The sequence below is a fragment of the Melaminivora jejuensis genome (genome assembly GCF_017811175.1).
GTDB classification, from domain to species: domain Bacteria; phylum Pseudomonadota; class Gammaproteobacteria; order Burkholderiales; family Burkholderiaceae_C; genus Melaminivora; species Melaminivora jejuensis.
The window spans coordinates 1-23821 of sequence record NZ_JACWIJ010000001.1 but is presented as its reverse complement, the minus strand read 5'-3'; the positions used below and the strand labels follow the sequence as shown (position 1 = coordinate 23821).

The following is a 23821-nucleotide window of genomic DNA, read 5'->3' as shown; positions in this document are numbered from 1 at the left end:
GGCTGGTTCTGGCGCGCCATGCCGTGCGGCCAGCGTCGCTGGCCCCCACCCCAGCCCTCCCCCAGGGGGGGAGGGGGGGAAGAGGTGCTCCTCAAAGGATGAGGGGGTGAAGACGCACCCTCAAGAGGCAGAGGAAGCAAGCGCCTCAGCTACCCACGGTCAGCGTATCGAATGCCACGATGTTGCGGCTCTCGCGGCTGAACTCCACGCCCACCAGATGCACCGGCCCGCTGGCGCGGTATTTGTCGGCGTAGTTTTTCTGTTGCAGCTGCTCGATGGCCCGCCCTTCAGGCACCAGCTCCACGACCTTGAACTCGAACAGCCAGGTCTGCCCCAGCCAGCGCAGCGCCATGTCGATGCGGTCTTGGTTGGTGGCGTCCTCCAGCACCATGTCCAGCCCCAGCGCAGCAAAGTAGCTGTAGAAGACGCTGGCCCAGTAGCCCTCGTATTGGGCGATGGGGTTGCCCCGGTACCAGTCGTGCGGGATGCTGGCAAAGAAGCTGTGCAGCAGTTGCTGCAGCCCCGCGAGGTCGCCCGCTTCGAGCAGGTCATAGACCGGGTTGATGTAGCGCTCGGGCACTTCGGTGGCGCCGCACAGTGCGCCCAGCAGGCTGTTGTTCAGGCTGGTCTTGACTTCCAGGTTGGGATAGGACAGCTGCAGCGCCAGCCGCCCGGGGCGGTAGCGCTCGCCGGTGATGGTGAGGTAGCCGGCCTGGAACAGCAGCGCTTCGGTGGCGATGTTGTCCACCTCGAAGCTCGACAGCAGCGTGGCCGACTCGAAGACGTTTTCCAGCGCGGGCGTGAACTGGCGCCGCCGCGTGAGCAGCTTGACCAAAAAGGTGGGCGTGCCGGTCTCGAACCAGTAGGGCTGGAACTGGCGGTTGCGAAACAGCAGCAGCACATCGAAGGGGTTGTAGACCGACTCGCCGCGCCAGCTGTAGCCGTTGTACCAGCGCCGGATCTCGCCTCGATCCAGGCCGGGCAGCTCGGGCGCAAAGACGGTGTCCACATCGTGGTCGGTGTAGCCGCAGATGCTGCTGTACTCGGGGCTGATGGTGATGTCTTCCAGGTTGTTCAGGCCCGAGAAGATGCTCACCTTGCTGAACTTGGATACACCGGTCAGCAAGGCAAAGCGGATGTGCGCGTCGCTGTCCTTGATGACGGAATAAAAGTCCTTGAGCACCTCGCGCAGCTGCAGCGCCACGTCCTGGTCTTCGATGCGGTCGAGGATGGGCTTGTCGTATTCGTCGATCAGCACCACCACGCGCTGGCCGGTCTGCTCGGCCAGATGGTGGATCAGGCTGCGAAAGCGCTCGGCGTGGCTGCTGTCGGTGCGCGGGCAGCCGGTTTCGTCCTCATAGCGCTTGAGGTGCGAGTCCAGGCGTGATTGCAGGTCGGCAGCATCCTGCACCATGCCACCGCCAAAGCTGAAGCGCAGCACCGGGTACTTGACTGACCAATCCCAGTGCTGCTCGGCGTGCAACCCCTCGAACAGCGCCCGGTTACCCTCGAACAGCTCCTTGAGCGTGTCCAGGAACAGGCTCTTGCCGAAGCGCCTCGGACGCGACAGGAAAAAGTACGAGCCTTGCGCTATCAGCCGCAGCGCAATCGGCGTCTTGTCCACGTAGTAGCAGTCCTTGGCACGGATCTTGGCCAGGGTCTGGATGCCGATGGGGAGTTGCTTGCGGGCCATCGGGGCATTGTAGGAAGGCCCAGACTCCACAGCGCCCGCAGAAACCAGGCTCCAGCCGCCACGCCGCAGCCGCTTCATACTGCGCAGATCCCTAGCTGAACCTCCATCACCCATGTTCGATCTGGCTCTCCTGATTGGCCGCTTCCAGCCCGTACACAGCGGCCACGTTGCCCTGCTGCGCCACGCCCTGGCCCAGGCGCGGCGGGTGCTGGTGATTGCCGGCTCGGCGCACCAGGCACGCACGCCGCGCAACCCCTTCACCTGGCAGGAGCGCGCCGCCATGCTGCTGGGCGCCGCCCCCGAGGCCGGCGCCCAGCGCCTGTACGTGCTGCCGGTGCGCGACTACTACGACCAGACACGCTGGGCCGACGCCGTGCGCGCCGCCGTGGCGCCGCACGCCGGGGCCGGTGCGCGCATCGCCCTGGTCGGTCATTTCAAGGACGCCAGCAGCAGCTATCTGGATTGGTTCCCGGACTGGCAGCTGGTCAGCCTGCCGCGCCAGGGCGGCATGGACGCCACACGCATCCGCGATGCCTGGCTGGGCGCCCTGCCGCCTCCAGCGCCGGGCACCACGCACCCACCCGCCGAGCTGGATGCCGCGTTGGACGCAGCCCTCGCCCCGCTGCTGCCCGACCTGCCCCCGCCCACCCAGGCCCGGCTGCGCGCCGCTGCCCATACGCCGGCCTACGCCGAGCTGCAGCGCGAGTGGCAGATGCTGCGCGAGTACCGCTCCGAGTGGGCCTGCGCGCCCTATCCGCCGGTTTTCGTGACCGTTGATGCGCTGCTGCTGTGCCAGGGCAAGGTGCTGCTGATCCGCCGCGCCCAGGCGCCGGGCCGGGGACTGCTGGCCCTGCCCGGCGGCTTCATCGAGCCGCGCGAGACGCTGTGGCAGTCCTGCCTGCGCGAGCTGGCCGAGGAGACGCACTGCACCCTGCCCGAGGCCACGCTGCGCGCCGCGCTGCGCGACGTGGCCGTGTTCGACCACCCCGAACGCAGCCAGCGCGGGCGCGTCATCAGCCATGTGCATTGCTTCGATCTGGGGGACGCCGCCCTGCCCGAAGTGCGCGGCGGCGACGACGCCAGCGCCGCGCAGTGGGTGGACGTGGCGGCGCTGGCAGCGCTGGAGGACCAGTTCCACGACGACCATTTCCACATCCTGGATCACTTCCTGGGTCTGAACCTGGGCCGGGCGAGCGCCCAAGGCATCCGGCAGGCAGACGTCGCCCCAATGGTTGTGCCATGAGCGTTGTGCGTTGTGCGCGAACAGCCCAGAGCTCCGACGCACAACGCACAACCAGCCTCATGGCCCCGGCCAGGGGCCGGGCGCTACGATTGTCCAATGCCTGCCTCGGCCCCCACCCCACCACTGTCCACGTCATCGAGTACCCTGCCCCTGGACGCCCAGGGCATCCACGCGCTGGCCGCACGCTCCATGTTCGAGCTGTTTTCCAGCATCAGCCAGGGCATGTTCCTGATCGACAGGAGCGGGCGCATCGTCTGGGTCAACGACAGCTACCAGCGCTTTCTGCCGGCGCTGGGCCTGCAGTCGGTCGATGACTTCCTCGGCCACATGGTCGAGGACGCCATCCCCGGCACGCAGATGCGCCGCGTGCTGGAGACCGGCCAGCCCGAGCTGATCGACCTGCTCACCAACCGCGCCGGCACCTTCGTGGTCAGCCGCATCCCGCTGCGCGACGAGGCGGGCGGCATCATCGGCGCCATCGGCATGGTCTTCTTCGAGCACCCGCAGACCACGCTGCGCCCGCTCATCAGCAAATTCGCGCAGATGCAGCAGGATCTGGACGACGCCCGGCGCGAACTGGCCGCACGGCGCAGCCACCCCCTGGCCAACAGCGCCGGCCACGGCCAGCGCCGGGCCAAGTACACCTTCGCCAGCTTCATCGGCACCAGCCCGGCGGCGGCCGAGGTCAAGCGCCAGGCACGCCGCGCCGCCGGCTCCAGCAGCCCGGTGCTGCTGCTGGGCGAGACCGGCACCGGCAAGGAGCTGCTGGCGCACGCCATCCATGCCGCTTCCAGCCGCGCCGGCGGGCCGTTTGTCAGCGTCAACATCGCCGCCATCCCCGAGACGCTGCTGGAGGCCGAGTTCTTCGGCGTCGCTCCCGGCGCCTACACCGGCGCCGACCGGCGCGGGCGCGACGGCAAGTTCAAGCTGGCCGACGGCGGCACGCTGTTCCTGGACGAGATCGGCGACATGTCCATCCACCTGCAGGCCAAGCTGCTGCGGGCGCTGCAGGAGGGCGAGATCGAGCCGCTGGGCAGCAACCGGCTGGTGCCCTTCGACGTGCGCGTGCTGGCCGCGACCTCGCGTGACCTGCCCGCCCTGGTGCGCGCCGGGCGCTTTCGCGAAGACCTGTTCTACCGCCTGCACGTGCTGCCGATTCGCGTGCCGCCGCTGCGCGAGCGGCGCGGCGACATCCCGGCGCTGGTCGAGGCACTGGGCGAGGAGCTGGCGCTGCGGGGCGGCGACGCCCCGCCCGAGCTGCTGCCCGATGCCCTGGCTCTGCTGGCAGGCCAGCCCTGGCGCGGCAACATCCGCGAACTGCGCAACGTGCTGGAACAGGCCGCCATGCGCAGCGACCGCCAAAGCCTGGATGCCGCGCAACTGGCGCGCGTGCTGCGCGAGGCCGGCAGCGAGCCAGTTGCCGCCGCCCCGCTGGATGATGCACCGCACGGCGCGCCGGACGCCGCCAGCACCGCCCAGGCAGCGGACAGCGAGGCACTGCTGCTGCGCCCGCTGCCGCAGCAGATCGCCGAGCTGGAGCGGCGCGCCATCACCGCCGCCCTGCGCGCCCACGGCGGCAACAAGCTGGCCACGGCGCGCACCCTGGGCATCTCGCGTGCCAAGCTGTACGAGAGACTGGGTAGCGTGATACTGGAAAACCCTGATCATTGATCGAGCAACTGCCTGGATTCCAGGCAGTTTTTTGCCTGAAATCCGGACAGATACAAGAATGAGGGCGGGCCATCAGGCCATTTTTTCGAATTGAGCGCTTGGCGTGAGCATTCGCAGAACCCATACCGCACAACGCACAACGCACAGCCATTCAGAACTGGCACGGCTTGTGCAATAGCTTGTCCATTTACTTCACTCACAAATTCACAACAGGAGACCTTCGCCATGTATCGCCGCTCCCTGGTGGCCCTGGCCGCCCTCGCAGCCACCGCCGCGCTGTCCACCTCCGCCCTGGCCCAGTCCGAGATCCGCATCGCCCACATCTACAGCAAGACCGGGCCGCTGGAGGCCTACGGCAAACAGACCCAGACCGGCCTGATGATGGGCTTGAACTACGCCACTGGCGGCACCATGGCCGTCAACGGCAAGAAGCTGGTGGTGCTGGAAAAGGACGATCAGGGCAAGCCCGACCTGGGCAAGAGCCTGCTGGCGGCGGCCTACTCGGACGACAAGGCCGATCTGGCGGTCGGCCCGACCTCCTCGGGCGTGGCGCTGGCCATGCTGCCGGTGGCCGAGGAGTACAAGAAGATTTTGCTGGTCGAGCCGGCCGTGGCCGACTCCATCACCGGCGACAAGTGGAACAAATACATCTTCCGCACCGGGCGCAACTCCAGCCAGGACGCCATCAGCAATGCCGTGGCCATCGACAAGCCGGGCGTCACCATCGCCACACTGGCGCAGGATTACGCCTTTGGCCGCGATGGCGTGAAAGCCTTCAAGGACGCGCTCAAGAATGCCAAGCTGGTACACGAGGAGTACCTGCCCACCAACACCACCGACTTCACCGCCGGCGCCCAGCGCCTGATCGACAAGCTCAAGGATCAGCCCGGGCGCAAGATCATCTGGATCGTCTGGGCCGGCGCGGGCAACCCGTTCAAGATCGCCGACCTGGACTTGAAGCGCTACGGCATCGAGATCGCCACCGGCGGCAACATCCTGCCGGCCATGGCCAGCTACAAGAACTTCCCCGGCATGGAGGGCGCGACGTACTACTATTTCGGCATCCCCAAGAACCCGGTCAACGAGGCCCTGGTGGCCGAGCACTATCGTGAGTTCAAGTCGCCGCCGGACTTCTTCACCGCCGGGGGCTTTTCCGCTGCCATGGCCATCGTCGCCGCGCTGAAGAAGACCGGCGGCGAAACCCGCGCCAACACCCTGATCAAGGCCATGGAGGGCATGAGCTTCGAGACGCCCAAGGGCTTGATGACCTTCAGGCGCGAAGACCACCAGGCCATGCAGAGCATGTACCACTTCAAGATCAAGGCCGACCCGGCCTTTGCCTGGGGCGTGCCCGAGCTGGTGCGCGAGATCAAGCCCGAAGAGATGCAGATCCCCATCCGCAATCAGCGCTGAAAACCCGCTCTTGTTGTCTCGCTTCCTCCCCCCAGAGGGGGAAGGAGTCACAGCCCAACCATCCGTTTCTCGCCCGAAACCCATGCTGGAAACCCGATCCCTGAGCGTGCGCTTTGGCGGCCATGTGGCCGTCGATGGCGTGAGCTGCGCGTTTGCGCCGGGCACGCTCACCGCCATCGTCGGCCCCAATGGCGCGGGCAAGACGACCTACTTCAACCTGATCTCGGGCCAGCTCAAGGCCAGCAGCGGGCAGGTGCTGCTGGCCGGGCGCGATCTGTCGGGCCTGCCGGCCTCGGCGCGCACCCGCGCCGGGCTGGGGCGGGCCTTCCAGCTGACCAACCTGTTTCCCGGCCTGTCGGTGCTGGAGAACGTGCGCCTGGCCGTGCAGGCCACGCAGGACGGGCGCCACCGCCGTGGCCTGAACCTGTGGAGCGTGTGGAGCGACCACCGCCAGCTGACCGAGCGCGCCCAGGCCATCGTGGACAGCGTGGCGCTGACCCTGCGCCGCGATGCCCCCGTGGCCAGCCTGCCGCATGGCGACCAGCGCAAGCTCGAAGTGGCCCTGCTGATGGCGCTGGAGCCGCAGGTCTACATGTTCGACGAGCCCACCGCCGGCATGAGCCACGACGAGGCGCCGGTCATCCTGGAGCTGATCCGCCAGCTCAAGCGAGATGCCAGCAAGACCATCTTGCTGGTCGAGCACAAGATGGACGTGGTGCGTGAGCTGGCCGACCGCATCATCGTGCTGACCAACGGGCAACTGGTGGCCGATGGCCCGCCCGCCGAGGTGATTGCCTCGCCGGTGGTGCAGCAGGCCTATCTGGGCGTGCGCGAGAGCGCACCGGGGGAGCCGGCATGAGCGCCCAGGCAGTGCTGACGCTGCAGGGCGTACACACCCACATCGGCGCCTACCACATCCTGCACGGGGTCGATCTGGCCGTGCCACGCGGCCAGGTCACCATGCTGCTGGGGCGCAACGGCGCCGGCAAGACGACCACGCTGCGCACCATCATGGGCCTGTGGCGGGCCTCCCAGGGCAGCGTGCAATGGCAGGGGCGCGACATCACGCGCCTGGCCACGCCCCGGATCGCGCAACTGGGCATTGCCTACGTGCCCGAGAACATGGGCATCTTCGCCGACCTGACGGTGCAGGAAAACCTGGTTCTGGCGGCACGCGGCGCACGCAGCGCCCAGCACATCGACAGCGCGCGGCTGCAGTGGATCTTCCAGCTCTTTCCAGCCGTGGAAAAGTTTTGGCACCACCCGGCGGGCAAGCTCTCGGGCGGGCAAAAGCAGATGGTGGCCGTGGCGCGCGCCATCGTCGAGCCGCGCGAGCTGCTCATCGTCGATGAGCCCAGCAAGGGCCTGGCGCCCAGCATCATCAACAACATGATCGACGCCTTTGCCCAGCTCAAGGCCAGCGGGGTCAGCATCCTGCTGGTCGAGCAGAACCTGAGCTTCGCCCAGCGCCTGGGCGATGGCGTGGCGGTGATGGACAACGGCCGCATCGTCCACGCCGGCAGCATGGCCGAGCTGGCGGGCGATGCGGCGCTGCAGCAAGCGCTGCTAGGGCTGGCCTTATGAATCCCGGCGCATCCGAATCTTTCTCCCACAAGGGGAAGGAGCCAACCCCATGATCACCCGCGACCTCGACTGGAAACCCCTGGCCCTGGTGCCGCTGCTGGCCCTGGTCACGCTGCCGCTGGTCGGCTCGCCCTCGACCTGGCTGACGCTGACCATTGCCGGGCTGGCCATGGGCATGATCGTGTTCATCATCGCCTCGGGCCTGACCCTGGTCTTCGGCCTGATGGACGTGCTCAACTTCGGCCACGGGGTGTTCATCGCCCTGGGGGCGTTCGTGGCCACCAGCGTGCTGGGCGCCATGAGCGACTGGACGGGTTCGTCCGAGCTGTGGCGCAACCTGCTGGCGGTGCTGCCGGCCATGGTCGTTGCCATGCTGGTGGCCGGCGCCGTGGGCCTGGCCTTCGAGCGCTTCATCGTGCGCCCGGTCTATGGCCAGCACCTCAAGCAGATCCTGATCACCATGGGCGGCATGATCATCGGCGAGGAGCTGATCAAGGCCATCTGGGGGCCGCAGCAGATCCCGCTGCCGCTGCCGGACGGCATGAAGGGCGCCTGGCTGCTGGGCGATGCCGCCGTCGAGAAATACCGCGTAGTGGCGGTGCTGGTCGGCCTGGCGGTGTTCGCCCTGCTGGCCTGGCTGCTCTCGCGCACCAAGGTCGGCCTGCTGATCCGCGCCGGCGTGCAGGATCGCGAGATGGTCGAATCGCTGGGCTACCGCGTCCAGCGGCTGTTCATCGGCGTGTTCGTCGCCGGCAGCGCGCTGGCTGGCCTAGGCGGCGTGATGTGGGGCCTGTACCAGCAAAGCGTGGTGCCGCAGATGGGCGCGCAGGTCAACGTGCTGATCTTCATCGTCATCATCATCGGCGGCCTGGGTTCGACCTCGGGCGCGCTGATCGGCGCGCTGCTGGTCGGGCTGATGGCCAACTACACCGGCTTTCTGCTCCCCAAGGCTGCGCTGTTTTCCAACATCGCGCTGATGGTCGCGGTGCTGCTGTGGCGCCCGCAGGGCGTGTATCCAGTGGCCAACCGCTGAAGGGCTGCACACCATGCTGATGAACCGCATCCTCTCGGGCGACCGCCCCGGCAGCCGCGTGCTGGCGGCGCTGCTGCTGGCGATCTTCTTCGGGCTGGCGCTGGCGCCCTTCCTGTTTCCAGGCGTCAAGGCGCTCAACGTGGCCGCCAAGGTGCTGGTGTTCGTGGTACTGGTGGCCAGCTTCGACCTGCTGCTGGGCTATACCGGCATCGTCAGCTTCGCCCACACCATGTTCTTCGGCATCGGCGCCTATGGCATCGCCATCGCCACCACGCGCCTGGGCGCCACCTGGGGCGCGCTGGCCGTGGGCACACTCGGAGCGCTGGCGCTGGCGCTGGCGCTGGCGCTGGCCGTGGGCCTGTTCTCGCTGCGCGTGCGCGCCATCTTCTTTGCCATGATCACCCTGGCCGTGGCGGCGGCCTTCCAGACGCTGGCCTCGCAGTTGTCGGACTTCACCGGCGGCGAGGACGGGCTGACGTTCCGGATGCCCCTGCTGCTGTCGCCCAGTTTCGAGCCCTTCGAGGATGACTTCCTGGGCGTGACCATCGACGGGCGGCTGGTTTCGTACTACCTGCTGTTCGTGGTCGCGCTGGCGCTGGTGCTGGCGCTGCTGCGCATCGTGAACTCGCCCTTTGGCCGGGTGCTGCAGGCGATCCGCGAAAACGAGTTCCGCGCCGAAGCCATCGGCTATCGCGTAGTCATCTATCGCACGCTGTCATCGGTGCTGTCCGCCCTGTTTGCCACGCTGGCCGGCTGCCTGCTGGCCATCTGGCTGCGCTACAACGGGCCGGACACCTCGCTGTCCTTCGAGATCATGATGGACGTGCTCTTGATCGTCGTCATCGGCGGCATGGGCACGATCTACGGCGCGGCCATCGGCGCGGTGCTGTTCCTGGTGGCGCAAAGCTATCTGCAGGACTTGCTGCGCCTGGGGCACGAGGCCACCGCCGCCCTGCCCTGGCTGTCCACCCTGCTCTCGCCCGACCGCTGGCTGCTGTGGCTGGGCCTGCTGTTCGTGCTGTCGGTCTATTACTTCCCCACCGGCGTGGTGGGGCGGCTGCGCGCGGCGGCCCTGCACCGGCGCAGCGCCTGACCTGTTTCGCGGCTATCCAAGGCTTTCGACCATGAGCACTTCCTGCACTCCCCGTTCGCGCTACGCCACCTGCGCCGGCTATGAGATTCACTACACGGAATGGGGCGATCCGCAGGCGCCCGTGGTCATCGCCTGGCACGGCCTGGCGCGTACCGGGCGCGACATGGATCCGCTGGCGCAGCACCTGGCCGGGCGCTGGCGCGTCATCTGCCCGGACACCCTGGGGCGCGGCCTGAGCCAGTGGTCGGCGTGGCCCGACCAGGAGTACTGCCTGGCCTTCTATGCCCGTCTGGCCGCCGAGCTGTTCGAGCGCCTGGACATCGGACAGGCGCACTGGATCGGCACCTCCATGGGCGGCGCCATCGGCACGCTGTGCGCCGCCGGCCTGGCCGAGCCGCAACTGGCCGGGCGCATCCGCAGCCTGCTGCTCAACGACAACGCGCCGCAACTGGCCGAGGCGGCACTGGCGCGCATCCGCGCCTACGCCGGCCAGCCGCCCAGCTTTGCCACCATGGCTGAGTTGGAAGCCTTTTTCCGCCAGGTCTATGCGCCCTATGGCTGGCTGAGCGACGCGCAGTGGCAGCACCTCACCGAGACCTCGGCGCGGCGCCTGCCCGACGGGCGCCTGACGCCGCACTACGACCCGGCCATGGTGCGCCAGTTCACGGCGCATGACGACGACTACCTGATCTGGCAGCACTACGACGCGCTGGCCCTACCGGTGCTGCTGCTGCGCGGCGTGGACTCCGACCTGGTGCTGCCCGGCACCGTGGCCGAAATGCGCACGCGCGGCCCGGGCGCGCGCGGCCTGCTGGAGGTGGTCGAAGTGCCGGGCTGCGGCCACGCCCCGGCGCTCAACGTGCCGCAGCACTATGCGCTGGTCGATGCTTTTCTGGCCAAAGCATCTCAAAAAGCATAGCTGGCAGCGCTTGTCCAGTAAGGGCAAAAGCCCGATTTGATTCAAAAAATTGGGCGGTATCTGCCCGTCCAGCCCCTCTCCTGGGCGCAGCGCCTCTTGAAAGCGCGCCAAATGCCCCTATCATTAGCACTCGAAGCAGATGAGTGCTAACAAGCCCCGCCTGCTGCAACCCCAGACCCCAGCGCCCGCCAACCAGCGGGCGCCTTGTTTGACCCCAACCTTTTTGCACACAGGAGAGAGCCATGAATCTTCGCCCCCTGCACGATCGCGTGATCGTCAAGCGTATCGAGAGCGAAACCACCACCGCTTCGGGCATCGTGATCCCGGACAACGCTGCCGAGAAGCCCGATCAGGGTGAAGTCATCGCCGTCGGCCCCGGCAAGTTCGACGAGGACGGCGACCGCATGGACATGAGCGTCAAGGTCGGCGACCGCGTGCTGTTTGGCAAGTACAGCGGCCAGACCGTCAAGATCAACGGCGACGAGCTGCTGGTCATGAAGGAAGACGACCTGTTCGCCGTGGTCGAGAAGTAATTCTCCCCAGCGCACACCGCATCAATTTTCATAGCTGCTCACGCTTGCCCAGCAAGGGTTTGCAGCCGATTTGAACCAAATTCAGGAATAGAAAAATGGCAGCAAAAGACGTAGTGTTCGGCGGCGAAGCCCGCGCCCGCATGGTCGAGGGTGTGAACATCCTGGCCAACGCCGTGAAAGTGACCCTTGGCCCCAAGGGCCGCAACGTGGTGCTGGAGCGCTCCTTCGGCGCCCCCACGGTGACCAAGGACGGCGTGTCCGTGGCCAAGGAAATCGAGCTCAAGGACAAGCTGCAGAACATGGGCGCGCAGCTCGTGAAGGAAGTGGCTTCCAAGACCAACGACATCGCCGGTGACGGCACGACCACCGCCACCGTGCTGGCCCAGGCCATCGTGCGCGAAGGCACCAAGTACGTGGCCGCCGGCCTGAACCCGATGGACTTGAAGCGCGGCATCGACAAGGCGGTCGTCGCCCTGGTCGAGCAGCTCAAGAAGCAGTCCAAGGCCACCACGACTTCCAAGGAAATCGCCCAGGTCGGCTCGATCTCGGCCAACGCCGACGAGTCGGTGGGCAAGATCATTGCCGACGCCATGGACAAGGTCGGCAAGGAAGGCGTGATCACCGTCGAGGACGGCAAGAGCCTGGACAACGAGCTGGACGTGGTCGAGGGTATGCAGTTCGACCGTGGCTACCTGTCGCCCTACTTCATCAACAACCCCGAGAAGCAGTCCGCCAATCTGGACAACCCCTTCGTGCTGCTGTTCGACAAGAAGATCAGCAACATCCGTGACCTGCTGCCCACGCTGGAGCAAGTCGCCAAGGCCGGCCGTCCGCTGCTGATCATTGCCGAGGAAGTCGAGGGCGAAGCCCTGGCGACCCTGGTGGTCAACACCATCCGCGGCATCCTGAAGGTCGTCGCCGTCAAGGCGCCGGGCTTCGGCGACCGCCGCAAGGCCATGCTGGAAGACATCGCCATCCTCACCGGCGGCAAGGTCATCGCCGAGGAAGTGGGCCTGTCGCTGGAGAAGGTGACGCTGGCCGACCTGGGCCAGGCCAAGACCATCGAAGTGGGCAAGGAAAACACCATCATCATCGACGGTGCCGGCAACGCCGACGACATCCAGGCGCGCGTCAAGCAGATCCGCGTGCAGATCGAGGAAGCCACCAGCGACTACGACCGCGAAAAGCTCCAAGAGCGCGTGGCCAAGCTGGCTGGCGGCGTGGCCGTGATCAAGGTGGGTGCTGCTACCGAGGTCGAGATGAAGGAAAAGAAGGCCCGCGTGGAAGACGCCCTGCACGCCACCCGCGCTGCTGTGGAAGAAGGCATCGTGGCCGGCGGCGGCGTGGCGCTGCTGCGCGCACGCCAGGCCATCGGTGATCTGAAGGGCGACAACGCCGAGCAGGACGCCGGCATCAAGCTGGTGCTCAAAGCCATCGAATCGCCCCTGCGCGAGATCGTGGCCAACGGCGGCGGCGAGCCTTCGGTGGTCGTGAACAAGGTGCTGGAAGGCGCGGGCAACTTTGGCTACAACGCCTCCAACGACACCTACGGCGACATGCTGGAGATGGGCATCCTGGATCCGACCAAGGTGACCCGCACGGCGCTGCAGAACGCCGCGTCCGTGGCTTCGCTGCTGCTGACGACCGAGGCCATGGTCGCCGAGGCACCGAAGGAAGAAGCCGCCGGCGGCGGTATGCCCGACATGGGCGGCATGGGTGGCATGGGCGGCATGGGCATGTGATGCCGGCCTGAGCGGCCCGGGTGGCCGCTCGCCCCCTGCCCTTTGCGGCAAAAAGGAAACCCCGCAGGTTGCAAGACCGGCGGGGTTTTTTTGCTCCTTCCCCTGTGGGGGAAGGCGGGAATGGGGGCCGGCGGGTCATGGTGCCGGTTCGCTCCCTCTCCCGCGCGCGGCAGAGGGTGGGGTGGGGGAGAAAGACAGGCGCCGGCTCAGCGCAGTTGTTGCAGCAGCGCGGCGGTGGATGCATCCAGCCCCGCCGTATCGCCGCTGGCCAGGCGCGGCTCCAGGCCCTGCGCCAGCACCTTGCCCAGCTCCACGCCCCATTGGTCGAAGCTGTTGATGCCCCAGACCGCCCCGCAGACGAACACCCGGTGCTCGTACAGGGCAATCAGCGCACCCAGCGCCTCGGGCGTGAGCGCCTCCAGCAGCAAGAAGGTGCTGGGCCGGTTGCCGCCGAAGTGCCGATGCCCGTCCTGCAGCGCATCGCGCCCGAGCATCAGCGCCTGCGCCTGCGCCAGCGCATTGGCCAGCAGGCGCGGGTGCTGCCCGGGCAGATCGCGCCCGGGGCGGCACAGGGCAATGAACTCCACCGGGATGACATCCGGCCCTGGTGCAGCATCTGGAAAAAGGCGTGCTGGCCATTGGTGCCCGGCTCGCCCCAGATGACCGGCGCCGTGGCATAGGGCAGCGGCGCACCGGCGGCGTCCACGCCCTTGCCGTTGCTCTCCATCTCCAGCTGCTGCAAATAGGCCGGCAGCCGGCGCAGGCCGTGGCTGTAGGGCGCGATGCAGCGGCTGCCAAAACCGTGGAAGTTGCGATACCACACGTCCAGCACGCCCAAGCGCACGGGCAGGTTGCGCTCCAGCGGCGCGGTGCGAAAGTGCTCGTCCATGGCGTGCGCGCCGGCCAGCAACGCCCGAAAACCCTCAGCCCCGATGGCAATGGCAATCGGCAGGCCGATGGCCGACCACAGCGAATAGCGCCCGCCACCCAGTCCAGAAACCCAGCGTGGTGGCGATGCCGAACTCGGCGGCGGCGTCCAGGTTGGTCGTCAGCGCCCAGAAGTGCCGCGAAAGCTGCGCCGCGCTGCCGCCCTGCGCCAGAAACCAGGCCCGCGCCGCGTGGGCGTTGGTCATGGTCTCGGCGGTGGTGAAGGTCTTGGAGGCGATCAGGAACAGCGTGCTGCCGGGCCGCAGCCCGCGCAGCAAGCTGCCCAGCTCCATGCCATCGACGTTGCTGATGAAGTGCAGCCGCTTGCCCGGATGGCGCAGGTCATCGAGCGCCTTGACGGCCATGGACGGCCCCAGATCCGAGCCGCCGATGCCGATGTTCACGATGTCGGTGATGGCACCGTCGGCGCGTACCTGCTCGGCCAGCGCCAGCATGTGCTCCAGCACGCTGTGGACTTGCGCATCGGCCTCGGCGATTGCTGCGCTTTTCATAGCTGACAGCGCTTGCCCAGCATGGCTTTGCGGTGGATTTCGCAACAACCAATGCATGACCGCGCGGCCTTCGGTGTGGTTGATGGCAGCGCCGGCGAACAGGGCGCGGCGGTACTCCTCGACCCCGCACTCGCGCGCCAGTTGCAGCAGCAGGGCTTCCGTGTCCCGCTCGATCAGGTTCTTGGACAGATCGGCATACACATGCGGCGCCTGCTGGCTGAAATGCGCCACGCGCGCCGCGCCGCCGGCGGCAAAGGCAGCGCGCAGGTCAAAACAGCGCCCGGCCTGCGCCCAGTGCGCCTGCAGCCGGCCCAGGCCGGCGTGCGGTCGCAGCGCGTGCGCGTGTCGCGCCAGTCGGCCCCGGGGCTGCTCATGCGCCGGCCTGCGCCTGCAGCAGCTGCTCCAGCTTGGCCGCATCGGCGGCGAAGGCGCGGATGCCCTCGGCCAATTTTTCCGTGGCCATGGCGTCCTGGTTGAGCGCGTAGCGGAAGGCCGGCTGGTCGTACTGCACGGGCTGCAGCTGCAGCGCGCGCGCCTGTGCCGGGTCGAGCGCGCGCTCCAGCGGCGCGGTGCTCGATTGCAGCTGCGCCATCAGCTCGGGCGCGATGGTCAAGAGGTCGCAGCCGGCCAGGGCGATGATCTGGCCGACGTTGCGGAAACTCGCGCCCATGACTTCGGTGGCGATGCCAAAGTGCTTGTAGTGCTGGTAGATGGCGCGCACGCTTTGCACGCCGGGGTCGTTGGCACCGGCCATGGCAGCCTCGTCCCAGTTGCTGCCGGCCTGTTTTTTGTACCAGTCGTAGATGCGGCCCACGAAGGGCGAGATCAGCTGCACCCCGGCCTGCCCGCAGGCCACGGCCTGGGCGAAGGAAAACAGCAGCGTCAGATTGGTGTGGATGCCCCGGCGCTCCAGCAGCCGCGCGGCCTCGATGCCCTCCCAGGTGGCGGCGACCTTGATCAGCACGCGCGCCGTGTCCACGCCCTCGGCCTGGTACAGCTCGATCAGGCGCTCGGCACGCGCCACGGTGGCATCGGTGTCGAACGACAGGCGGGCATCGACCTCGGTGGACACGCGCCCGGGGATGAGCTGCAGGATCTCGCAGCCAAAGCGCACGATCAGCCGATCCATCAGCGCGTCGATGTGCTGGCCGCTGCCCTGCGCCACGGCCTGCGTCAAAAGTGGCGCGTACTCGGGCTTTTGCACCGCCTTGAGAATCAGCGAGGGATTGGTGGTCGCATCCTGCGGCTGGAATTGCGCGAGCTGGCGAAAATCTCCCGTATCGGCCACCACGGTGGTGAACTGGCGCAGGGCATCAAGCTGGTTCATACACAGACCTCTCGTATGTCGTTTGGCGTTGGGCGTTTGGCGTTGCTCGTTCAGCGTCGGCTTGCCATCGGCAGGTGCGCGCGGCAAGAGCGCAAACAGTGTATGCGCGTGCAGCCGGCCCGCCTGCCAGCCGGCGCCGGGGGTGAAACTCGATAACATTCGGCGCCATGAGCTTTGATCTGGTTCTGTTCGGCGGCACGGGCGATCTGGCCTGGCGCAAGTTGCTGCCCGCGCTGGCGCAGGCGCACCGCCATGGCACGCTGCCCGAGGGCGGGCGCATCATCGGCGTGGCGCGCGACGAGTTGTCGGATGACGGATACCGTGCGCTGATCGGCCAGCGCCTGGCCGCCGTGGAGCCCGACAAGCGCCCCAGCGAGGCCGAATTCGCCCGCTTCGCCCCCCTGCTGCACTACCAGCGCATGGACTTGAGCCAGCCCGGCGACTACGCCCTGCTGCGCGCGCGCCTGGCCGAGCGATCGGCGGACGTGGTGGTCATGTACCTGGCCACGGCACCGCAACTGTTCACCACCGCCTGCGAGCAACTGGGCGCCGCCGGCCTGGCCACGCCCCGCACCCGGGTGGTACTGGAAAAGCCCCTGGGCCATGACCTGGCGTCCAACCAGGACATCAACGCCCGCGTGCGCGCCGTGTTCGGCGAGCAGCAGATCTTTCGCATCGACCACTACCTGGGCAAGCCGGCCGTGCAGAACCTGCTGGCGCTGCGCTTTGGCAACGCCCTGTTCGAGCCCTGGTGGCGGCGCGAGACCATCGCCAGCATCGAGATCACCATCGCCGAGCAGCTCGGCGTGGAAAAGCGCGGCGCCTTCTACGACCAGACCGGCGCGTTGCGCGACATGGTGCAAAACCACGCGCTGCAACTGCTGTGCGCCATCGCCATGGAGCCGCCCATCAACGCGCACGCCGACGCCATCCGCGACGAAAAGCTCAAAGTGCTGCGCTCGCTGCAGCCCTGGACGCCCGAGCGGCTGGCGCACGACGTGGTGCGCGGCCAGTACGCCGCCGGGCAGCGGGCCGGCCAGCCGGTGCCCGGCTACCGCGCCGAGGACGGCGTGGCAGCGCACAGCATGACCGAGACCTTCGTCGCCCTGCGCACCGGCATCGCCAACTGGCGCTGGCGGGCGTGCCCTTCTACCTGCGCACCGGCAAGCGCCTGGCGGCGCACGAGGCGCACATCGCCATCCACCTGCGGCCCACGCCGCACGCCATCTACCGCACGCCGCTCGCGTGCGGCGCCAACCGGCTGGTCATCCACCTGCAGCCGCGCGATGGACTGGAGCTGCACCTGTTCGCCGCCGCCGCCAACGACCGGCGCACCGGCGCTGGTGCCGCAGCCAGGCCCAGCCCGGCCCGCGAGGCGCCGGCCCTGACGCCGGTGACGCTGGATCTAGACTTTGACCAGCGCTTTGGCGCCAAGCGCGTGGGCGCCTACGAGCGCCTGCTGCTGGACGTGATCGACGGGCGGCTGAACCTGTTCGTGCGCGCCGACGAGCAGGAAGCCGCGTGGCGCTGGGTCGAGCCGATCATGGAATTTTGGGACGAGCAGAACGCGCGCGGCGACGGCCCGCGCCCCTACGCCGCCGGCACCTGGGGGCCGGGCGCAGCCAGCGCCCTGGTGGCGCGCGACGGCAATACCTGGGCCGAGGAATGCTAGAGCGCATCACCGCCTCGCTGCCCTCGCTGGCGCCGGCCGAGCAGCGCGTGGCACGCCTGGTACTGCAGGATCGCGCGCCTTTGCCCGCCTGCCGGTGCGCGAGCTGGCCGCGCGCGCCCAGGTCAGCAAGCCTACTGTGGTGCGCTTTGCCGCAGCATGGGCTATGGCGGCCTGGCGGACTTCAAGCTGCGCCTGGCCGGCAGCGTGAGCGAGGGCGTGCCCTTCATCCACCGCAGCGTGGACGCCGATGACGGCACGGGCGAGGTGCTGGTCAAGGTGGTGGATAACGCCGTTGCGGCCTTTCTGCAGTACCGCAATGCCGCAAGCGTCCAGGCGCTGGATCGCGCCGCCGAAGCGATTGCCGCCACCTGGCAGACCGGGCGGCGCATCGAGTTCTATGGCGCGGGCAACTCCGGCATCGTGGCGCAGGACGCGCAGCACAAGTTCTTTCGCTTAGGCATCACCAGCCTCAGCGCCAGTGACGGGCACATGCAGGTCATGAGTGCGACGCTGCTGCAGCCGGGCGACTGCGCGGTCATCATCAGCAATTCGGGGCGTACGCGCGACCTGATGGACGCCGCCGACATCGCGCGCCGGCGCGGCGCGACGACGATTGCCATCACGGCCAGCGGCTCGCCCCTGGCGCATTCGTGCCAGATCCACCTGGCCGCCGACCACCCCGAGGGCTACGACCGCTACAGCCCCATGGTGTCGCGCCTGCTGCACCTGCTGGTCATTGATGTGCTGGCCACGCGCGTGGCGCTGCGCATCGGTGAGCCGCTGCAGCCACTCTTGCAGCAGATGAAGAACAACCTGCGGGCCAAGCGCTATACCTGAGCGGGGGCTTTTCTCCCTCCCCACTGGGGAAGGCAGTGCCTCAGGCCGGGCGACCGTAGGTCGCCGTGAAGCTGGCCTTGGCCAAGGTGTTCATGTTGACCATGAAGCCGGCCAGCGCCGCCGGCGCGTCATCCGGCACGTCGATGCGCGCCACCGACAGGGCATGGACGGTGAAGATGTAGCGGTGCGGTTTGTCGCCCGGCGGCGGGCACATGCCGCCCCAGGCGTATTGGCCATAGTCGTTGCGGATGTGGCGCGCGCCGGCTGGCAGATTCGCCCCGCCCTTGGCGCCGGCGTCGGCGGCCAGCTCGGTCGTGTCAGCCGGCAGGTCGATCACGTACCAATGCCAAAAGCCCGAGCCGGTGGGCGCATCCGGGTCGTAGCAGGTCACGGCAAAACTCTTGGCACCCTCGGGCGCACCCGACCAGCGCAGCACGGGCGAGCGGTTCTCGCCACCGCAGCCGAAATCGTTGAACTCGAAACGCGCGTCTATGCTCGCGCCGTCCACGATGTCCGGGCTGCTCAGGTTGAAGTTCTGGCTCATGGTCGATTCCTTTCCTGTGGGGTCAATGGTCGGTGAACTGCTGCGTGCTGTAGCGGCTGGTGGGCCGGCGCGCCAGCAACGGCAGGCCGGTGCAGTATCGCGCGGCTGCAGCGCGATCCAGTCCAGCAGCAGGTCGGCGTCGAGCACGCCGATGTCCAGCCGACGCTCGGGCGGCACGCCGGCCAGGGTCAGGTTGCGGTCGCCACCGCGTGCCGTGTACTGCGGCACGAACAGGCGGTACATGCGCTTCTCGTCCAGCGCGCCCCAGCGGTCGCTGGCCGGGTCGTGGAGCTGCAGCTCGCTGATGCGCGCGCCACGCGGGCGCGTCACATCGACGGCAAAGCGCAGCCCGGCGGCGTAGGGGTACGGCCCAGTGGAGCCACCCGGCCCCCAGACGGCCTCGATGCCGTCTTCCAGCATCCCCTTGAGCTCGGCCCCGCTCACGTCCAGACGCCACAGCGTGTTGCCAAAGGCAGCACGCCGATGATCTGCTCGGCAGTCACCGTGCCCAGCAGCGGCGTGCGCACACCGCCGCCGTGCTGCAGCGCCACGTCAGCCCCGCCATAGCGCAGCCGCGCCACGTCCAGATAGGCCTGGGCGACGAGCTGCTGGATGTCGCCGCCATGCTGATCGACGTGGCCCAGGGCGTTGCAGGCGGCGCTGGAGCGGCCATGATCCAGACTGCCCGGCCCGCCCGGCACGCGGCGCGCGCACAGCTCCTCGGGCACCACGGCGACCGGCGTGCGGGCAAAGTCGGCCACGCGCGCCTCGAAGGGCGCCAGCGCCGCCAGGGCAGCGGCGGAGGGCTGGTCACGCGCAGAAAGCCCGTGGCTGCGCGGCTGGCGGCCAGCTGCTGCGCCAGCGCCGGCGCGGGCGGCTGGCCATCGACGCGCATGGTCTCGCCCACCAGCACATGCGCCGTACCGCTGCAATCGAGCACGTTGCCGCGCGCGTCGAAGCGCACGCGCAGCTCGCCCAGCACCTGCGAGAACTCGGCCGCCTGCACCACGCAGACCGGCTGGCCGTCGGCATTGCGCGTGCGCGCCGGGTACGCGCCCGTGGGCGTGCCCAGTCCGGCCTGGGCCATGGCCGGCGGCCCCAGCAGGGTGTGCGAGTCGCCGCCGACATGACATCGACGCCGCGCAGGCGCTCGGCCAGGCGCAGCTCGGCCTCGTGGCCGACGTGGCTCAGGACGATGATCTTGTCGATGCCGCGCGCGCTGAGGCGGTCGATCTCGCGCTGCACCGCTGTGGCCTCGTCCTCGAACTGCGTGCCGGGTCGGGCGCCGAGGACACCCGGGTCTTGTAGGCCACGGTGACGCCGACTATGCCGATGTCCTGCCCGCTACGGCGCAGCACCACCGAGGGCTGCACCATGCCGGGCGCGCGGCTCTCGTGCAGCGCGGACGCAGCGCCGAAGCGGGTATTGGCACTGAGCACCGGCACCGGGCAGCGGCCTGCGGCCAGGCGATCCAGAAGCCCTTGAGCGTGCTGTCGCCCTTGTCGAACTCGTGGTTGCCCAGGGTGAAGGCATCGAAGCAGGCCACGTCCATGAGGGCTGCATCGGCCTCGCCGGCGCTGCCGGCGCGCTCGAAGTACAGCGTGCCGGTCAGCGCGTCGCCGGCGTGCAGCTTGAGCACATTGGGGCCGGCAGCGGCGGCCAGTTCATCCAGGGCGCCGGCCACGCGGGCAAAGCCGCCGACCTCCATGGCGACAGGGATGCGCCGGCCCGCGCCGTCGTCGAGCTGCACCGTGGCGGCGCGCGGCTGCAGGTTGGAGTGGTGGTCGTTGAGGTGCAGGATGGTCAGCTGGTAGGCCGCATCAGCGGGCGGCAGCGGCTGCACCGGGCCGGAGCCGCCACAGCCGGCCAGCAGGAGGGACAGGGCGAGGGCCGCAGCGCCCGCAGCAGGCCCCCTCACCCCCACCCTCTCCCGCACGCGGAGAGGGAGTCGGAACCGGGCGCGCTCTTGCTCGCTGGGAAAGGTCTGGAGGCACCGTCGGCGCACGCAAGCTGCGCCAACTCGTCTGCCCGCTCCCCCCTTGGGAGAGGGCTGGGATGGCCCGTGGCGCGCTGGGCCGGGTATTGCTTCGGTGCTCCCTCCCCCTCTGGGGAAGGGCTGGGGTGGGGGCCAGTTCGGGCGCTGCGCTCACTGCGGGCGCGGCTCCCATCCCGGCCTTCCCCCAGCAGGGGAAAGAGCGCAAAAACACGCAGCCACCTGGACATTGCAACTCTCATTTGCATAGCTATCTCCGCTTGCCCAGCAACGCTTTGCGGCATTTTTCATGCAAATTCACGGCCCTGCCGGGTCGATGCGCCCCTCCTGCACCGCATGGCAGGCCACGCGCGTGCCGTCGCCGGCGTCGAGCAACTCGGGCCGCTCGACGCGGCAGCGCTCGTTGCCCAGGGCAGCGCGGGTTGAAGGCACAGCCCGGCGCGGATTCAAAGGGTTGGGCACCTCGCCCTGCACCGGCGTGCGCGCCCGGCCCGTGTCGTGCATCTTGGGATGGCGTCGAGCAACATGCGTGTGTAGGGGTGCGCGGCGCGGCAAACAGCGTGGCCTTGTCGGCCAGCTCACCAGGCGACCCAGTACATCACGCCGACCTGGTCGCTCACATGCCGCACCACCGCCAGGTTGTGGCTGATGAACAGATAGGTCAGGCCCTGCTGGCGCTGCAGGTCTTTCATGATGTTCAGCACCTGGGCCTGCACGGACACGTCGAGCGCCGAGGTCGGCTCGTCGCAGACCAGGAACTCAGGCTCGGTGCCAGCGCCCGGGCGATCGAGATGCGCTGGCGCTGCCCGCCCGAAACTGGTGCGGGTACTTGGCCGCGTCCAGCGGCGACAGGCCCACGGACTGCAGCAGCTCGCCCACGCGCTGGGCAAGTGCCGCCTTGTCGGTCAGGATGCCGTGCTCGCGCAGCGGCTCGGCGATGATGTCGCGTACCAGCCAGCGCGGGTTCAGGCTGGCATAGGGGTCTTGAAAAATCATCTGGATCGCCGGCGCATGGCGCGGGCATCGCGCCCCTTGAACGCCGCGTGCGCATCCTGCCCGTCGAAGCAAAGCCGCCGCGCGTGGGTGCGTACAGGCCCACCAGCAGGCGCGCCACGGTGCTTTTGCCACAGCCCGACTCGCCCACCAGCCCAGCGTCTTGCCGCGCTCGATGTCGAAGCTCACGCCATCGACGGCGTGCAGCAGCAGGCGCGGCTTGCCCTCCAGCACCGGTTGAGCCAGGCGGCGAGACATCGAAGGTGCGCGCCAGGTCGCGCGCCTGCACCAACGCTCTCCTCTGCTCCCTCTTCCCCTGGGAAGGTTGGATGAGGCCGGCGCCGCCACCCATACCGTTGGATCCATCAAACCGGCCCCCATCCCAGCCTTCCCCCAGAGGGGGAAGAGCCAATGCCGGCAGGCTATGCGATTCGTTCATGCGGCCTCCTTGCGTCGCGGCGTGCAGCCAGCACGCGCCTGGGTGGCGCCGGCGGGCATCAGTCGGGCGCTCGACCGCCAGCGCTCGAAGACCTCGGCAGCGCGGATTGAAGCGCAGCCGCGCGATGGCGTTCAGGCGCGGCATGCGCCGTCGATCTGGTTGAGCCGCTCGCGCTCGCTGTCCATGTCGGGGATGGAGGCCATGAGGCCGGCGGTGTAGGGGTGCGCCGGGTGGTTGATGACCTCGTGTACCGGCCGATCTCGCCACGCGCCCGGCATACATCACGGCCACGCGGTCGCAGTCTCGGCAATCACGCCCATGTCGTGCGTGATCAGCATGACGGCGCGCGCCGCGCTCTTGCAGATGTTCTCAGCAGTTGGAATGATCTGCGCCTGGATGGACACGTCCAGCGCCGTGGTCGCTCATCGGCCACGATCAGCTGCGGCTCGGCGCCAGCGCCAGGGCGATGACCACGCGCTGGCGCATCCCGCCGGAAAACTGGGCGGGTAGTGTCGATACGCTGCTCGGCCGCCGGGATGCCGGTGTCCCGCAAGAGCTGCACGGCGCGCTCGCGCGCCTCGGGGCGCTCACCGGCAGATGCGTGCGTATGGTCTCGGTGAGCTGCTGGCCGACGGTATAGAGCGGGTTCAACGAGGTCAGCGGATCCTGAAAGATCGCGCCGATGCGCCGGCCACGGATGTGGCGCATCTGCTCATGGCCCAAGTGGTCGATGCGCTGGCCCTCCAGCAAGATTTGCCCGCCAGCCACGCGCCCGGGCGGCTCCAGCAAGCCGATGATGGACGCGCCGGTGAGTGACTTGCCGGCGCCGGACTCGCCCACCACGCCCAGGATTTCGCCCGGGGCGATGGCAAAGCTCACGTCGTCCAGGGCGCGCAGTGTGCCGCGCCGGCTGGGGAATTCGACGATCAGGTTCTTGACTTCAAGTAAGGACATACAGCATTCGCCCGGTTTCAGCGCAGGCGGGGATTGAGCGCGTCGCGCAGCCAGTCGCCCAGCAGGTTCACCGACAGCGCGATCAAGACCAGCATGACGCCCGGGAACACGGTGATCCACCACTCGCCGGAGAACAGGTAGTCGTTGCCGATGCGGATCAGGGTGCCCAGCGAGGGCGAGGTCGGCGGCGCGCCCACGCCCAGGAAGGACAGCGTGGCCTCGGTGATGATGGCCGTGGCCACCTGGATGGTGGCCAGCACCATGACCGGCCCGAGCACGTTGGGCAGCACATGCCGGCGCATGATGCGAAAGGCGGGCACGCCCGTGACGCGCGCGGCCTGCACGTATTCCTTGCTGCGCTCGACCAGGGTGCTGCCGCGCACGGTGCGCGCGTACTGCACCCAGCCGGTGAGCGAGATCGACAGGATCAGCACGCCGAAGGCCAGCGACTCGGGCGCGTTGGGAACATCGCCCGGCCCACGCCGGCGATCAGCAGGGCGATCAGGATGGCCGGGAAGGACAGCATCACGTCGCACAGGCGCATCAGCACGGCGTCCACCCAGCCGCCGGCAAAGCCGGCCCACAGGCCAGCGCCACGCCGATCACCACCGAGATCAGCACCGAGGCCAGGCCGACGATCAGCGAGATGCGCGCGCCATAGATCAGCGCCGACAGGATGTCGCGGCCCTGGTCGTCCGT

General features: G+C 68.4%; 19 protein-coding genes and 6 pseudogenes. 14 read left to right on the top strand and 11 right to left on the bottom strand.

Going from position 1 to position 23821, the window contains the following annotated elements:
* Positions 1-145 precede the first annotated feature (145 nt).
* Positions 146-1693, bottom strand: a complete 1548-nt coding sequence (locus IDM45_RS00100) for an ATP-binding protein (RefSeq protein ID WP_209421130.1) — start codon at positions 1691-1693, stop codon at positions 146-148.
* 112 nt (positions 1694-1805) lie between these two features.
* Here IDM45_RS00100 and IDM45_RS00095 point away from each other — a divergent pair, with 112 nt between their 5' ends.
* The 10 genes from IDM45_RS00095 to groL all read left to right on the top strand — a co-directional run bounded on the left by IDM45_RS00095 (position 1806) and on the right by groL (position 12924).
* Positions 1806-2936: a bifunctional nicotinamide-nucleotide adenylyltransferase/Nudix hydroxylase gene (locus IDM45_RS00095; RefSeq protein ID WP_209421129.1), complete on the top strand. Its 1131-nt coding sequence runs from the start codon at positions 1806-1808 to the stop codon at positions 2934-2936.
* Between the two features lie 96 nt (positions 2937-3032).
* Positions 3033-4607 carry a sigma-54 interaction domain-containing protein gene (locus IDM45_RS00090; RefSeq protein WP_209421128.1) on the top strand — a complete coding sequence of 525 codons (1575 nt, stop codon included), beginning with the start codon at positions 3033-3035 and terminating at the stop codon, positions 4605-4607.
* A gap of 225 nt (positions 4608-4832) precedes the next feature.
* Positions 4833-6020 (top strand): substrate-binding domain-containing protein, encoded by a 1188-nt coding sequence (locus tag IDM45_RS00085; RefSeq protein WP_209421127.1) that lies wholly within the window; start codon positions 4833-4835, stop codon positions 6018-6020.
* Between the two features lie 82 nt (positions 6021-6102).
* Complete coding sequence (locus tag IDM45_RS00080; RefSeq protein WP_209421126.1) at positions 6103-6879, top strand: ABC transporter ATP-binding protein; 777 nt, start codon at positions 6103-6105, stop codon at positions 6877-6879.
* Positions 6876-7604 (top strand): ABC transporter ATP-binding protein, encoded by a 729-nt coding sequence (locus IDM45_RS00075; protein WP_209421125.1) that lies wholly within the window; start codon positions 6876-6878, stop codon positions 7602-7604. Before IDM45_RS00080 ends, IDM45_RS00075 begins: the two co-directional genes overlap by 4 nt.
* Before the next feature lie 49 nt (positions 7605-7653).
* The gene (locus tag IDM45_RS00070) at positions 7654-8637 is read left to right on the top strand and encodes a branched-chain amino acid ABC transporter permease (RefSeq protein ID WP_209421124.1); all 984 of its coding nucleotides are present in this window, start codon (positions 7654-7656) and stop codon (positions 8635-8637) included.
* Positions 8638-8653: 16 nt separating this feature from the next.
* Positions 8654-9730 (top strand): branched-chain amino acid ABC transporter permease, encoded by a 1077-nt coding sequence (locus IDM45_RS00065; RefSeq protein WP_209421144.1) that lies wholly within the window; start codon positions 8654-8656, stop codon positions 9728-9730.
* Between the two features lie 31 nt (positions 9731-9761).
* The gene (locus IDM45_RS00060) at positions 9762-10649 is read left to right on the top strand and encodes an alpha/beta fold hydrolase (RefSeq protein WP_209421123.1); all 888 of its coding nucleotides are present in this window, start codon (positions 9762-9764) and stop codon (positions 10647-10649) included.
* A 242-nt stretch (positions 10650-10891) separates the two neighbouring features.
* Complete coding sequence (gene groES / locus IDM45_RS00055) at positions 10892-11182, top strand: co-chaperone GroES (protein WP_209421122.1); 291 nt, start codon at positions 10892-10894, stop codon at positions 11180-11182.
* 95 nt (positions 11183-11277) lie between these two features.
* Complete coding sequence (gene groL / locus IDM45_RS00050) at positions 11278-12924, top strand: chaperonin GroEL (RefSeq protein ID WP_209421121.1); 1647 nt, start codon at positions 11278-11280, stop codon at positions 12922-12924.
* A gap of 206 nt (positions 12925-13130) precedes the next feature.
* On the opposite strand, the pseudogene pgi reads toward groL, so the two are convergent.
* Positions 13131-14737: pseudogene (pgi, locus tag IDM45_RS00045) on the bottom strand (glucose-6-phosphate isomerase).
* On the bottom strand, positions 14734-15690 hold the full coding sequence (tal, locus tag IDM45_RS00040; RefSeq protein ID WP_209421120.1) for a transaldolase: 957 nt from the start codon (positions 15688-15690) through the stop codon (positions 14734-14736). Before tal ends, pgi begins: the two are co-directional and overlap by 4 nt.
* A 167-nt stretch (positions 15691-15857) precedes the next feature.
* Between tal and zwf the strand changes: the two are divergent.
* Positions 15858-17362, top strand: a pseudogene (zwf, locus tag IDM45_RS00035) (glucose-6-phosphate dehydrogenase).
* Positions 17356-18199, top strand: a pseudogene (locus IDM45_RS00030) (MurR/RpiR family transcriptional regulator). Before zwf ends, IDM45_RS00030 begins: the two co-directional pseudogenes overlap by 7 nt.
* Positions 18200-18239: 40 nt before the next feature.
* Here IDM45_RS00030 and IDM45_RS00025 read toward each other — a convergent pair.
* Together IDM45_RS00025 and IDM45_RS18030 are read right to left on the bottom strand one after the other, a co-directional pair.
* Positions 18240-18743 (bottom strand): YbhB/YbcL family Raf kinase inhibitor-like protein, encoded by a 504-nt coding sequence (locus IDM45_RS00025; protein WP_209421119.1) that lies wholly within the window; start codon positions 18741-18743, stop codon positions 18240-18242.
* Positions 18744-18998: 255 nt separating this feature from the next.
* Positions 18999-19324, bottom strand: a pseudogene (locus IDM45_RS18030) (5'-nucleotidase C-terminal domain-containing protein); the annotation flags it as partial.
* A gap of 246 nt (positions 19325-19570) precedes the next feature.
* Between IDM45_RS18030 and IDM45_RS18025 the strand changes: the two are divergent.
* Positions 19571-19873: a hypothetical protein gene (locus IDM45_RS18025; RefSeq protein WP_325168924.1), complete on the top strand. Its 303-nt coding sequence runs from the start codon at positions 19571-19573 to the stop codon at positions 19871-19873.
* Between the two features lie 43 nt (positions 19874-19916).
* Positions 19917-20051: a hypothetical protein gene (locus tag IDM45_RS17855; RefSeq protein WP_267912095.1), complete on the top strand. Its 135-nt coding sequence runs from the start codon at positions 19917-19919 to the stop codon at positions 20049-20051.
* 16 nt (positions 20052-20067) lie between these two features.
* Here IDM45_RS17855 and IDM45_RS17850 read toward each other — a convergent pair whose 3' ends face one another.
* The 6 genes and pseudogenes from IDM45_RS17850 to IDM45_RS00005 form a co-directional block, all read right to left on the bottom strand.
* Positions 20068-20661, bottom strand: a complete 594-nt coding sequence (locus IDM45_RS17850; RefSeq protein ID WP_325168923.1) for a metallophosphoesterase — start codon at positions 20659-20661, stop codon at positions 20068-20070.
* A 372-nt stretch (positions 20662-21033) separates the two neighbouring features.
* Positions 21034-22081: pseudogene (locus IDM45_RS00015) on the bottom strand (ABC transporter ATP-binding protein).
* A gap of 218 nt (positions 22082-22299) precedes the next feature.
* Complete coding sequence (locus tag IDM45_RS17325) at positions 22300-22446, bottom strand: ABC transporter ATP-binding protein (protein WP_233457448.1); 147 nt, start codon at positions 22444-22446, stop codon at positions 22300-22302.
* A 3-nt stretch (positions 22447-22449) separates the two neighbouring features.
* A complete protein-coding gene (locus tag IDM45_RS17845) occupies positions 22450-22572 on the bottom strand; it encodes a hypothetical protein (RefSeq protein ID WP_267912094.1) in 123 nt (40 codons plus the stop codon).
* A gap of 31 nt (positions 22573-22603) precedes the next feature.
* Positions 22604-23122 carry an ATP-binding cassette domain-containing protein gene (locus IDM45_RS17320; protein ID WP_233457447.1) on the bottom strand — a complete coding sequence of 173 codons (519 nt, stop codon included), beginning with the start codon at positions 23120-23122 and terminating at the stop codon, positions 22604-22606.
* 17 nt (positions 23123-23139) lie between these two features.
* Positions 23140-23821 (bottom strand): annotated as a pseudogene (locus IDM45_RS00005) (ABC transporter permease); the annotation flags it as partial.